The sequence below is a fragment of the Janibacter alkaliphilus genome, assembly GCF_013408565.1.
Classification (GTDB): Bacteria; Actinomycetota; Actinomycetes; order Actinomycetales; family Dermatophilaceae; genus Janibacter; species Janibacter alkaliphilus.
This window is the reverse complement of the sequence record NZ_JACBZX010000001.1, coordinates 2468246-2481357: the sequence shown is the minus strand read 5'-3', so window position 1 is coordinate 2481357 and position 13112 is coordinate 2468246. Positions and strand designations below refer to the sequence as shown.

Genomic DNA, 13112 nt, shown 5'->3' with positions numbered 1-13112 from the left:
GCCGCCAGACGAACGAAGGGGCACCCGAGAGCGAAGGGGGTCAGCTGAGCGCCCGGGCCCCCGGGTCGATCCGCCGCTGCGCCGTGGCCACCTGGATGTCGGCGCCGAGGACGCTGATCCCGTCCGGGTGGGCCATCACCGGGTTCAGCTCCACCGAGGCGAGCTCCATGAGGTCGTCGGACATCAGCGACAGCCGCCCGAGGATGTCCTCGAGACCGCTGCGGTCGACCGGACGGGTCCCGCGGTGCCCGTGCAGCAGCGGCGCCGACTTGATGTCGTCGACCAGCTCGCGCACGTCGACGTCGGTCATCGGCGGGATCCGGTAGGCGATGTCCTCGAGCAGGTCGGTCGGCGCCCCGGCGATGCTGAAGGAGACCACCGGCCCGAAGAGCGGGTCCTCGATCGTGGAGAGCACGCAGGACACCCCGGGCTGGGCCATCCGCTGCACCACGAGGTAGTTGGCGTCCATCGGCGCCAGCCGCTTGTCCAGCCCCTCGAAGGCCCGGCGCACCGCGTCGGCGTCGGTGAGATCGACCCGGATCCCCTCGAGGTAGGACTGCCCGCGCACCACCGGCGAGAGCGACTTCACCACCGCCGGGTAGCCGACGGTCTCGGCGGCGGCCACCGCCTCGTCCGCGGTCTCCACCTCCACCCGCAGCCACAGGTCGATGCCGTAGGCGGCGAGCAGCTCGTGCGCCTCGTCGGTGGTCAGCGCCCGCCCGTCGGGGTCCTCGGCGAGCACCCGCTCGATCACCGCCCGCGCCGCCGCGCGGTCGATCCCGGTGCGGGTGACCGGTTCTCCTCGGTCCTTGTCCCGCCACCGGCCGTAGTCGGTGGCGTGCGCCAGCGCCCGCACCGCCTCCTCGGGCATCGGGTAGATCGGCACCGCCCGCTGCGGGTGGCCGGCGCCCTCCTCGTCCTCCTCGCGGGTGACCAGGTCGCCCGGGTCGACGTCGACGCCGCGCATGCCCAGCAGGGTCGCCACGCACGGCTTGTCGCTGCGCCGCGAGGCGTGCCGCACCGCACCGACGACGTCCTTGCTCAGCGCCCCCACCGGCGGGATGAAGCAGACGATGACGCTGTCCACCTGCTCGTCGGCGAAGGCGGCGTCCAGCGCCTGCCGGAACTCCTGCGCGGTCGCCTCGGTGCGCACCGAGGTCGGCCCGTGCACCACCTGCAGGCCGCGAGCGGCGGCGTTGTCCGCGGACAACGCGGTCAGCTGACTGGAGTTGCCGACCACCGCCACCCGGCGCCCGGTGGGCAGCGGCTGGTGCAGCAGCAGCTGCGCGACGTCGAACATCTGGTGCACGTTCTCGGTGCGGATCACCCCGGCCTGGTTGAGCATGGCGCTGAAGGCGTGCGGCTTGACCTTCGGCCGGCGCACCGCGTGCCCGGGCGGCGAGCCGAAGTCCCCGCTCTCGGGCTTGACGACGATCACCGGCTTCGTGCTGGCCAGGTGCCGGGCGATCCGGGAGAACTTGCGCGGGTTGCCCATCGACTCCAGGTAGAGCCCGACGGCGTGGGTGCGCTCGTCCTCGATCCAGTACTGCATGACGTCGTTGCCGGAGACGTCGACCCGGTTTCCGGCGGAGGCGAAGGCGGAGACCCCGAGGCGCCGACGGGCGGCCGAGTCGAGGTTGGCGATGGCCAGCGCACCGCTCTGCGAGAAGAGGCCGAGGTGCCCGTCGCCGGGGATGGTCGGGGTGAGCGTGGCGTTGAGGCGCACCGCGGGGTCGTTGTTGATGATGCCGAAGGAGTTCGGCCCGACCACCCGCATCCCGTTGTCCCGGGCCAGGCGCAGCACCTCCCGCTGCAGCCGGTCGCCCTCCTCGTCCACCTCGGCGAAGCCGGAGGAGACGATCAGCAGGCTGCGCACGTCCACCTCGGCGCACTCGCGCACCACGTCCGGCACCTGCGGCGCCGGCACCGCGACGACCGCGAGGTCGACGTGCTCGGGGATGTCGCGCACCGAGCGGACCGCGTCGACGCCGAGCACCTCCCCGGCCTCGGGGTTGACCGCGTGCACCGTGCCGGTGAATCCGGCGTCGAGGATCTGCTTGAGCAGCTGGTGGCCGATCGCCCGCTCCCGACGGCTGGCGCCGATGACCGCCACCGACGCCGGGTGCAGCAGCGAGTGCACGCTCTGCGCCTCGGCCCGGTGCTCCCGGGCCAGGCGCACCGAGAGCGACTGGGCGGTCGGCTCGATGTCGAAGTGGAGGGAGACGACGCCGTCCTCGTAGCGCCGGGAGACCTCGTAGCCGGCGTCGGAGAAGACCGACAGCATCTTCCGGTTCTGCGGGAGCACCTCGGCGACGAACTGGGTGATCCCCCGCTCCTGGGCGATCGCCGCCAGGTGCTCCAGCAGCACCGAGCCGATGCCCTTGCCGTGGTAGTGGTCGCTGATGTTGAAGGCGACCTCGGCGCTGTCCGGGGTGACCCGGTCGTAGCGCCCGATGCCGATGATCTCGCCCCGGATCGTGGCCACCAGGGCCATCCGGTCGCGGTAGTCGACGTGCGTGAAGCGCTCCACGTCGCGGGCGCTGAGCTGGCGCATCGGCGCGAAGAAGCGCAGGTAGATCGACTCGTCGGACTGCCCGGCGTGGAAGCGGTGGATCGCCTCCGCGTCCGAGGGCTTGATCGGCCGGAGCCGGCAGACCGTGCCGTCACGCAGCACCACGTCGGCCTCGGCCAGCCTCGGATAGCCCTCCGGAAGCCCTTCGCTCATGGCTCCATCTTCCCATGGCGGACCTGGTGGGTCAGCCGAGATCCACCTCACGCCAGCTGCTCCCGCCGTCGGTGCTCTCCAGGTAGACCCCGCTCCCGGTGGGGATGGCGTAGACCCGGTCGTCGCCCCCCGCGCCCGCCCAGGTCCACGGTCCGCGGCGGTCGTCGGGCAGCACCAGCTCGTCCCAGCTGACCCCGTTGTCGCCGGTGCGGTAGAGGCCGCTGCCGGCCGTGGCGTCGTCGGTGACCAGCACCATGTCGTTGATCGAGGACTGGGCCAGGGCGGTCACCCGCCCGCGGATCAGCGTCGGCCGGGTCTCCTGGGACCAGGTCTCGCCCTGGTCGGTGGACCGGGTGGTGCTGACCTCGGTCCCGCCGTCGACCGGCCGCTCGCAGGTGGCGGTGAGGACCCCGTCGCCGGCGATCGCCGGCACCCCGAGGCTGAGCCCGCCGTCGTCGCGGCAGACCGTCATCTCGGTGGCGGTCTCACCGAGCCGGTGCGCCGTGCTGCCGCCGTCGTGGTCGACGGCGAGGAAGGCCACCCCGCCGCTGGTGACGAGGTCGACGTCGGTGACGACCTCGGCCTCGACCGTGAGCACCTCGGTCTCGGCCAGCGGGTCGGAGGTGTCGGCCTGGTAGACGGTCAGGGGTCCGCGGCAGCCCTCGCTGGTGCAGCTGTCGGCGGTGACGAAGCGGATGGTGCCGCCGTCGACCTCCATGGCCACCACGGTCCCGCCCGGGTAGGGGTAGTTGGCCCAGGTCTGACCGCCGTCGGTCGTCCGCTGGATCGTCGAGCCGGCCACCCACGCGGTCTGCGGGTCGGCCATCCGCACGATCCCCACCTGGTCCGGGCCGGTGGCCGCCCCGGCGAGCCGGCCCCCCTGCGGCACCGGAGAGAGCCCGGTCAGGGCGGACATGGTGCGCCACTGCTGGCCGTCGTCGGTGGTCACCTGGATCACCGGGCAGGCGCTGCCGTCGCAGGAGTCCGAGCCCAGCACCGCGCGGGTGGTGGCGTCGCCGCTGGTCATCGAGCGCACGACGAAGCCGTCGGGTGCCGTGGGCGCCGCCGAGGTCGGGTCCGGGCTGGTCGCGGTGGTGTCCTGCGGCGAGGGCACCTGCACCGTGCTGGAGGTCTGACCGGCCGGGGCGACCTCCGCGTCGGGCCCGCCGCCCTGCCAGATGGCGACGGTGGCGGCCCCCACGACGACGGCCGCGGCGCCGGCGGCGAGCGCAGCGACCATCCGGGTGCGGCGCGTGCGGCGGGCGCGCACGATGCCCTGCCAGTGCAGATCGTGCCCGGGGAGCTCCTCGATGGTCGCCCGCTCCTGCGCGAAGAAGTCCTCGACGATCCCGCGCTCGGGCAGGTCGCCGCGGTCGTGGCGCTCGCTCATCGGGTTCCCTCCAGGGTGCTCGCCAGCAGCCGGCGCGCCTCGAAGAGGTCGCGCTTGACCGCTCCGTCGGACTTGCCGAGCTGCCCGGCGATCGAGCCGACCGGCAGGTCGGCGTAGTAGTACAGCATGACGGCCATCCGCAGCCGGTCGGGCAGGGACTGCACGGCGGTGCGGACGGTCACGGTGGTGGCGACGTCGGGGTCGTGGCTGACGTCGGGGTCGACGCCCCCTTCGTGCCGGGCGTAGGCGGCTGCCTCCCGCCCGCGCTTGCGCCAGTGGTCGCGCACGAGGTTGCCGGTGACCGTGTAGAGCCAGGCGCGGGGCTCGTCGACCGAGCGGAAGTCCTGGTAGAGCCGCACGAAGGCCTCGGTGGCCAGGTCGTGGGCGATGTCCGGGTCGCCGACCAGCTTGTTGGTCCAGCCGGCCAGGCGGCCGTAGTGGACCCGGTAGACCTCGCGGACCTCGGCCTCGACGTCGCTGGATCGGGTGCGGCTCATGGTCCCTCTCCGGCTCGGCGCGGGCGCGACGGTCATCGTGCTCATGTCCCGGTGACGCCGCAGCGGCCGGTTCGGTTGGGCGGATTCTCACAGAACCTCGCCGGACGCTCCCTTCGCGGGGTGTCGTCGTCCCGCCCGCCAGGCCGTCGGCGACAATGCCTGGGTCCCGTAGACCCAGGAGCCGCCCCCGATGGCCCGACGCGCCAGCACGCCCGACCGCCAGGACGTCCCCGAGCGGATCGTCGACATCGACGTGTCCGAGGAGATGCGCAACGCCTTCCTCGAGTACAGCTACTCGGTGATCCACGCCCGGGCGCTGCCGGACGCGCGGGACGGGCTGAAGCCGGTGCACCGCCGGATCCTCTTCGCGATGGGCGAGATGGGCCTGCGCCCCGAGCGCGGTCACGTGAAGTCCTCCCGGGTCGTCGGCGAGGTCATGGGCAAGTACCACCCGCACGGCGACAGCGCGATCTACGACGCGCTGGTGCGGATGGCCCAGCCGTTCTCGATGCGGCTGCCGCTGGTCGACGGGCACGGCAACTTCGGCTCCCTCGACGACGGCCCGGCCGCCTCGCGCTACACCGAGGCGCGGATGGCGCCCGCGGCGCTGCTCATGGTCACCGGCCTCGACGAGGACACGGTGCCGATGGTGCCGAACTACGACGACCAGCTGCTGCAGCCGGAGGTGCTGCCGGCGGCCTACCCGAACCTGCTGGTCAACGGCACCACCGGCATCGCCGTGGGCATGGCCACCTCGATGCCGCCGCACAACCTCGGCGAGGTGATCGGCGCCGCCCGGCACCTGCTGACCCACCCCGAGGCCAGCCTGGACACCCTGATGAAGCACGTGCCGGGCCCGGACCTGCCCGGCGGCGGCCGGATCATCGGCCTGGACGGGATCCGCGACGCCTACCTGACCGGCCGGGGCTCCTTCCGCACCCGGGCGACCACCCGGATCGAGAAGACCAGCCCCCGGCGCCAGGGCATCGTCGTCACCGAGCTGCCCTACCTCGTCGGCCCGGAGAAGGTCATCGAGAAGATCAAGGACGCGGTGCAGTCGAAGAAGCTGCAGGGCATCGCCGACGTCAAGGACCTCACCGACCGCACCCAGGGGCTGCGGCTGGTCATCGAGATCAAGAACGGCTTCAACCCCGAGGCGGTGCTGGAGCGGCTCTACAAGCTCACCCCGATGGAGGAGAGCTTCTCGATCAACAACGTCGCCCTCGTCGACGGCACGCCGCGGACGATGGGCCTCAAGGAGCTGCTCACCGTCTACCTCGACTTCCGCCGCGACGTGGTCCGCCGGCGCAGCGAGCACCGGCTGGCCCGGCGGCGGGAGCGGCTGCACCTGGTCGAGGGCCTGCTGGTGGCCATCCTCGACATCGACGAGGTGATCCAGGTCATCCGGACCTCCGACGACGCGGGCACCGCGCGCGGACGGCTGATGGAGGTCTTCGACCTCAGCGAGCCGCAGGCGACGTACATCCTCGACCTGCAGCTGCGGCGGCTGACGAAGTTCTCCCAGATCGAGCTGGACAAGGAGAAGGCCGAGCTGCTGGAGCAGATCGCCGAGCTCGAGGAGATCCTCGGCGACGAGAAGGTGCTGACCAAGCTGGTCTCCACCGAGCTCGCCGAGGTGGCCAAGCAGCACGGCACCCCGCGGCGCACCGTGCTGCTGGAGTCGGACGGGGCGAGCCGGTCCGCGGCCGCCGACGCGCCGCTGGAGGTCGCCGACGACCCGTGCTGGGTGCTGCTCTCCTCGACCGGGCTGATGGCCCGCACCAGCGACGACGGCCCGCTCTCCCGCGAGGGCGGCCGGGCCAAGCACGACGCCGTGGTCGCCGCCGTGCGCAGCAGCGCGCGCGGCGAGATCGGGGTGGTCACCTCGGCGGGGCGGGTGGTGCGGATGAGCGCGCTGGACCTGCCGACGCTGCCGCCGACCACCGGGGCGCCCACCCTCTCCGGCGGGGCGCCGCTGGCCGCCTTCGTCGACCTGCCGCCCGGCGAGCAGCCGCTGACCCTGACCGCGCTGGGCACCGAGGGTCCGGGACTGGCCCTGGGCACCGCGCACGGCGTGGTCAAGCGGGTCACCACCGACCCGCCCAAGGGCCACTCCTTCGAGGTGATCGCCCTCAAGGACGGCGACCGGGTGGTCGGCGCGGTGGAGCTGGCCACCGGCGAGGAGGACCTCGTCTTCGTCACCAGCGACGCCCAGCTGCTGCGCTTCTCCGCCTCGGCGGTGCGCCCGCAGGGCCGGGCGGCCGGCGGGGTCGCCGGGGTGCGCCTGGCCGACGGGGCGACGGTGGCCTTCTTCGGCGCCGTGGACCCCGCCGCCGACAACGTCGTGGTCACCGCCAGCGGGAGCTCCGACGCGCTGCCGGGCACCGACGCCGGCGCGATGAAGGTGGCGCCCTACAGCGAGTACCCGGCCAAGGGTCGGGCCACCGGCGGCGTGCGGGCGCACCGCTTCCTCAAGGGCGAGGACGCCCTCGTGCTCGCCTGGGTGGGACCGGCCGGGGCCCGCGCCAGCGCCGCCAACGGCGTGGCCGTGGACCTGCCCGAGCCCACCGGCCGCCGGGACGGCTCGGGCACCCCGGGCGGCCCGGCCGTCGCCGGCATCGGCCTCCTCTGACCACGCCCCTCTACCCGCCCTCCCCCGCCCGCTCGACCTCCCCAACTCCCTAGGTGTACCCGGCCAGGAGGTGGGTAGCAGAACGAGGCGGTTGACGTACGTGGAACCTCCGGGTGAGGTGTGGCTTGTCGAAGGCCCGTTCCATCACCCGGAGGTTCCATGTCCCACGGTAATGCGCGGCTGACCGTCTACGGTCGGCGGCTGATCGTCGAACGCCGTCAGAAAGGCTGGGCCAAGGCCCACATCGCGGCATCGCTGGGCGTCTCACGCAAGTGCGTGAACACCTGGATCGAGCGCTACGAGGCCGAGGGCGAAGCCGGGCTGGTCACCCGCTCATCCACGCCGCGGACCACCCCGACCAAGACCAGCGCCGAGGACGAGCAACGTGTCCTGGCGGCACGGCACGAGTACCGCGAGGGGCCCGACCTCCTGGGCCCAAGGGTGGGGGTCGCGCCCCGGACGGTGTCGCGGATCCTACGCCGCCATCAGGTGCCCTACCTGCACGAGTGCGACCCCATGACCGGCCAGGTCATCCGCTCCTCGAAACAGACCACGCGACGCTACGAACGCGACCGTCCCGGCGAGCTGGTCCACGTCGACGTCAAGAAGATCGGCAAGATCCCCGACGGCGGCGGATGGCGCGTCCACGGCAGAGCCGCGACCGAAGCAGCCAAGACCTGCCGGCCCCGCATCGGCTACGACTACATCCACGCCATGGTCGACGACCACACCCGCCTGGCCTACTGCGAAGCCCTGCCCGACGAACAAGGCCCCACCTGTGCCGGGTTCATCCTGCGCGCCGCGGCCTACTTCGCCGCGCACGGCATCACCCGCATCGAACGCGTCATCACCGACAACCACTGGTCCTACCGACGCTCACGCCACGTCCGCGAGGCCCTGGCCACGCTCGACGCGCGCCACCTGTTCATCCGCCCCCACTGCCCCTGGCAGAACGGCAAGGTCGAACGGTTCAACCGCACCCTGGCCACCGAGTGGGCCTACCACCAGCCCTACACCACCAACGACCAACGCACCGCAGCACTTGCACCCTGGCTCGAGCACTACAACACTCAACGCCGCCACAGCGCACTCGGCGGACACCCACCCACCCACCGACTGCCACCAACCTGATGGCCGAGTACACCTAGGCGGCTGCATCCCCTCAGGTTGCAAGCCAAGCGCCTGAGACGACAGTGAGCGTCTGTACGCAGCAGGCTGCCCGCCGCCCCGGGAGGAGCGACGGGCAGCCGAGGAGCCGGCGACCGGGCGGTCAGTCGTGCTCGAGGTGCTCCGGGTCCCGCATGAAGGTGCGCTTGCCGTAGATCGCCCGGTTGACGATCCAGGTGAGCACCCACAGCGCCACCCCGATGAGCAGCAGCACCCCGGCGATCGGGTACTGCCCCTGCTGCTCCTCGCTGCGTGCCCACGGGCCGGCGAGGAAGGCGCAGCAGATCGCGCCGACGATCGGCAGCGCGGTCGGCGCGTGGAAGTGTTTGCGCCCCACGTCGTCCCGCCGCAGCACGAGCACCGCGATGTTGACGATGGTGAAGACGCACAGCAGCAGCAGCGCGGTGGTGCCACCGAGCAGCGAGACCACGTCGCTCTCGGAGTCCAGGACGACGTAGGAGATCAGCCCGAAGGAGATCGCCGTGGTGAAGAGGATCGCCACCCATGGGGTCTGCCGGGTGCGGTGCACCTTGCCCAGCGGCAGCGGCAGCACCTCCTGGCGGGCCATCCCGTAGAGCAGCCGGCTGGCCATGAGCATGTTGATCAGCGCCGAGTTGGCCACCGCGAACATCCCGATGAAGGGGAAGATCTTGTCGAAGGGCAGGTCCGGCGCCCCGGCCGCGACCACCTGGGTCAGCGCCGAGGACTCCCCGGAGGTGAGCTCGCCGACCGGCACCAGGGCGACCGCGGTGATCGAGACGAGCACGTAGATGACGCCGGTGATCCCCAGGCCGGTGAGCATGACCTTGGGGAAGGTGTTGACCGGGTCCTTGGTCTCCTCGGCCATGTTCACCGAGTCCTCGAAGCCGACCATCGCGAAGAAGGCCAGCGAGGTGGCGGCGGTGACCGCGAAGAAGACGCCCTTGTCGCTGGGGCTCTCGAAGACGATCACCCGGCTGAAGTCGGCCTGGCCCTGGGTGACCGCGTAGAGGCCGATGAAGATGATGAGCAGCAGACCGGAGAGCTCGACGCAGGTCAGCACGACGTTGGCCTTGACGCTCTCGCCCACCCCGCGGAAGTTGATCGCCGCGACCAGGGTCATGAAGCCCAGCGCCACCAGCAGCAGCGGCGTGCCGCCGTCGGCCCAGTCCAGCTGCAGCCCGTCGCGGAGGAACCCGGCGAAGGCGTTGGCCGCGGTCGATGCCGAGGTGATGCCGGAGCACATCACCGCGAAGCACACGATGAAGGTGAGGAAGTGGATGCCGAAGGCCTTGTGCACGAAGGTGGCAGCACCGCCGGCCTGCGGGTACTTCGTCACCAGCTCCAGGTAGGAGAAGGCGGTGATCGTCGCCACCAGGAAGGCCCCGAGGAAGGGCGCCCAGGCGGCACCACCCACCTCGGCGGCGACGTCCCCGGTGAGCGCGTAGACACCGGTGCCGAGGATGTCCCCGACGACGAAGAGCAGCAGCAGCCGCGGGCCCATCACCCGCTTGAGCTCGGTGCGCTCCTCGCCCGTGCCCTTCTCGCCGGTCGTCGTGGCGTGCGACATGCGAACCTCCCGTGGCTGTGGTCGCCCCTGCGACCGTCCGTCTGCCCGTGCGTGACCGAGGTCACCCGATCGGGCAACTATGGCACGCCCACCAGCACCAGGTCGGGATCTTCGCGGCACCGCCGCGGGTCGCGCCGACCTCGACTTTCGCTGCGGCGCGCCCGGGCACGTAACCTCGCGGGGCCCCCGGCCCCACCCACCCCTGATCGGAGCCTGCCGTGAGCACCCCTGCCGCCTCCCCCGAGGCTGCCCGCGCCCCGCGGCCCGAGCACGACGTGCGGTCTGCGCTGCGCTCCCCCCGCCGGCTGCGCACCGAGGTGCTGGCCGGCCTGGTCGTCGCCCTGGCCCTCATCCCCGAGGCGATCTCCTTCTCGATCATCGCCGGGGTGGACCCGCGGGTCGGCCTCTTCGCCTCCTTCACCATGGCGGTGACGATCGCGGTGCTCGGCGGCCGCCCGGCGATGATCTCGGCGGCCACCGGGGCCATCGCGCTGGTGATCGCCCCGGTGATGCGTGACCACGGCTACGACTACCTCATCGCCACGGTGCTCCTCGGCGGGCTGGTCCAGCTGGCGCTGGGCCTGGGCGGGGTGGCTCGGCTGATGCGCTTCGTGCCGCGCTCGGTGATGGTCGGCTTCGTCAACGCGCTGGCGATCCTCATCTTCACCTCGCAGATCACCCACCTCGTCGACGTGCCCTGGCTGGTCTACCCGCTGGTCGCGGTGGCCCTGCTCATCATCGTCGGGATGCCGCGGCTGACCGACCTCGTGCCAGGCCCGCTGGTGGCCATCGTCGTGCTCACCGCGGTCACCGTGCTCGGGGCGCTCAGCGTGCCGGACGTCGGCGACCAGGGCGAGCTGCCGAACAGCCTGCCGACGCTGCTCGTGCCGGACGTGCCGCTGACGCTGGAGACGCTGCAGATCATCGGCCCCTACGCCCTGGCGATGGCGGTCGTCGGCCTGCTGGAGTCGCTGCTGACCGCCAAGCTCGTCGACGACATCACCGACACCGGCTCGGACAAGACCCACGAGGCGCTCGGCCAGGGTGCGGCCAACCTCGTCACCGGCGCCTTCGGTGGCATGGGCGGCTGCGCGATGATCGGCCAGACGATGATCAACGTCAAGGTCTCCGGTGCCCGCACCCGGATCTCGACCTTACTCGCCGGGGTCTTCCTGCTCGTGCTCGTCGTCGTGCTCGGCGACCTCGTGGCGATGATCCCGATGGCGGCGCTGGTCGCGGTGATGATCATGGTGGCCGTGGCCACCTTCGACTGGCACTCGATCAGCCCGGCCACGCTGCGTCGGATGCCGCGCTCGGAGACCGCGGTGATGCTCTCCACCGTCGTCGTCACCGTCGTCACGCACAACCTGGCGATCGGCGTGGTCGTCGGCGTGCTCGTGGCGATGACCCTCTTCGCCCGCCGGGTGGCGCACCTGACGGCGGTCGAGCGAGAGCTCGTCGAGGACGCGGACGGGCGGGTGAGCGCGGTCTACCGGGTCACCGGCGAGCTCTTCTTCGCCTCGAGCAACGACCTCTACACCCAGCTCGACTACGCCGGGGACCCCGAGCGGGTGGTCATCGACCTCAGCGCCTCGCACGTCTGGGACGCCTCCACCGTGGCCGCGCTCGACGCGATCACGACGAAGTACGCCCGCCGCGGCACCGAGGTCGAGATCGTCGGGCTCAACCCGGCCAGCGCGCAGCGGCACGACCGGCTCAGCGGCCACCTGCCCTGAGCCGGTCGCTGCGCCGGGCTCCCAGCGCCAGCACGGGGACGAGCAGCAGGGCCAGCGCCCCGCCGCCCAGGCCGAGCACGGCGAAGCTCGTCGCCGAGACCACCACGCCGGACAGCACCCCGTCGGCCGCACCGGCGAGGGCGACGAGGACGTCGATGCTCCCCTGCACCCTGGGACGGTCCGCCGGACCGGTGGCGTCGACGACCTGCGCGGTCCCGCTGATCAGACCGAGGTTCCAGCCGAGACCGAGCAGCATCAGCGCCAGCACGGTCCAGGTCAGCGAGGCGCCGGGCGCCAGCGCCGCGGTGACCCCGGCCAGCAGCAGCACGGCGCCGGAGGCCAGCGCCGTCGCCCCGCGCCCGACCCGGTCGACGAGCATCCCGGTGACCGGTGACGGCAGGTACATGGCGGCGATGTGCAGGCTGATCACCAGCCCGACGTCGCCGAGGTCGTGCCCGTGCCGGTGCATGTGCACCGGGGTCATCGTCATGATCGCGACCATCGCGATCTGGGTGAGCACCATGGTCGCGGCACCCACGTAGGCGCCGGGGCGGAGCTCTCTCGCCACCGCGGCGCCAGCGGCTCCCCTGCCTACCGAACCCGACCCCGAGCGTTCCGACCCCGAGCCCGCCTCCACCTCGGCGGCCGTCGCGTCCGGCGGGACCGGCGGCTCCGGCTCGCTCGTGCCGAGCTCGGCACCCCGCTCCAGGTCCCGGGCCAGCAGCAGCGGGTCCGGGCGCAGCAGCAGCCACACCACGGCGCCCGCCGCGGCGTAGGCCGCGGCCGCCAGCAGGAAGGGGCCGGTCAGCGCCGGCAGCCCGAGGGACCCGGCCAGCGTCCCGAGCGGCTCGACGAGGTTGGGACCGGCGACCGCCCCACCGGTGGTGGCCAGCATGGCGATGCTCACCGCCCGGCCTCGTCGGGCCGGGGTGGCCAGGTCGGTGCCGGCGTACCGGGCCTGCAGGCTCGTCGCGCTGCCCGCCCCGTAGACGAGCAGCGCGACCAGCAGCAGGACCAGCTGCTCCGTGGTCGCCGCGACGACCACACCGACCGCGCCCAGCGCACCGGCGACGAACCCGGCGGTCAGCCCGCGACGCCGGCCGGAGCGCTGGCTGGACCACCCCACGAGATAGGCCGCCAGGGCCGACCCGAGGGTGAAGAGCCCCACCGGGATCCCGGCCAGCCCCTCGCTGCCGAGCATCTCCTCGGCCAGCAGCGCCCCCACGGTGGCGCCGGCCGCGAGCCCGGCACCGCCGAGCACCTGCGCCAGCGCCACCGTGGCCAGCGTGCGCCGCTGCACCCGCTCCCGTCGCGGCGACCCGGTCTCGGGTGCGATCCTCGCGCTCGACGACACAGTCTGCCTCTCCCCTCGACGACGCGATCCCGGCACGAGACCGGCGTGCGGCACCCGGCAGC

The 13112-nt window shown here is 72.5% G+C and carries 8 protein-coding genes; 3 read left to right on the top strand and 5 right to left on the bottom strand.

The window, feature by feature from the left end; all coding sequences use genetic code 11:
* Positions 1-40 precede the first annotated feature (40 nt).
* The 3 genes from BJY28_RS11835 to BJY28_RS11825 are packed head-to-tail and all read right to left on the bottom strand — an operon-like array spanning position 41 to position 4612.
* Complete coding sequence (locus BJY28_RS11835; RefSeq protein WP_179463191.1) at positions 41-2725, bottom strand: bifunctional acetate--CoA ligase family protein/GNAT family N-acetyltransferase; 2685 nt, start codon at positions 2723-2725, stop codon at positions 41-43.
* Between the two features lie 31 nt (positions 2726-2756).
* On the bottom strand, positions 2757-4115 hold the full coding sequence (locus BJY28_RS11830; protein ID WP_179463190.1) for a sialidase family protein: 1359 nt from the start codon (positions 4113-4115) through the stop codon (positions 2757-2759).
* On the bottom strand, positions 4112-4612 hold the full coding sequence (locus BJY28_RS11825) for an RNA polymerase sigma factor (RefSeq protein ID WP_179463189.1): 501 nt from the start codon (positions 4610-4612) through the stop codon (positions 4112-4114). The genes BJY28_RS11830 and BJY28_RS11825 overlap by 4 nt, the downstream gene beginning before the upstream one ends.
* Before the next feature lie 190 nt (positions 4613-4802).
* On the opposite strand from BJY28_RS11825, the gene BJY28_RS11820 reads away from it, so the two are divergent.
* Both BJY28_RS11820 and BJY28_RS11815 read left to right on the top strand, forming a co-directional pair.
* A complete protein-coding gene (locus tag BJY28_RS11820; protein WP_179463188.1) occupies positions 4803-7244 on the top strand; it encodes a DNA gyrase/topoisomerase IV subunit A in 2442 nt (813 codons plus the stop codon).
* A 159-nt stretch (positions 7245-7403) separates the two neighbouring features.
* Positions 7404-8375, top strand: coding sequence for an IS481 family transposase (locus BJY28_RS11815; RefSeq protein ID WP_179463187.1), 972 nt, complete (start codon positions 7404-7406; stop codon positions 8373-8375).
* A 139-nt stretch (positions 8376-8514) separates the two neighbouring features.
* Here the strand turns inward: BJY28_RS11815 and BJY28_RS11810 are convergent, their stop codons facing one another.
* The gene (locus BJY28_RS11810; protein WP_179463186.1) at positions 8515-9960 is read right to left on the bottom strand and encodes an APC family permease; all 1446 of its coding nucleotides are present in this window, start codon (positions 9958-9960) and stop codon (positions 8515-8517) included.
* A 218-nt stretch (positions 9961-10178) separates the two neighbouring features.
* Between BJY28_RS11810 and BJY28_RS11805 the strand changes: the two genes are divergently transcribed.
* A complete protein-coding gene (locus tag BJY28_RS11805) occupies positions 10179-11696 on the top strand; it encodes a SulP family inorganic anion transporter (RefSeq protein WP_425485711.1) in 1518 nt (505 codons plus the stop codon).
* On the opposite strand, the gene BJY28_RS11800 is transcribed toward BJY28_RS11805, so the two are convergent.
* Complete coding sequence (locus tag BJY28_RS11800) at positions 11677-12996, bottom strand: MFS transporter (protein ID WP_343037087.1); 1320 nt, start codon at positions 12994-12996, stop codon at positions 11677-11679. The genes BJY28_RS11805 and BJY28_RS11800 overlap by 20 nt on opposite strands.
* Between the last annotated feature and the right edge of the window lie 116 nt (positions 12997-13112).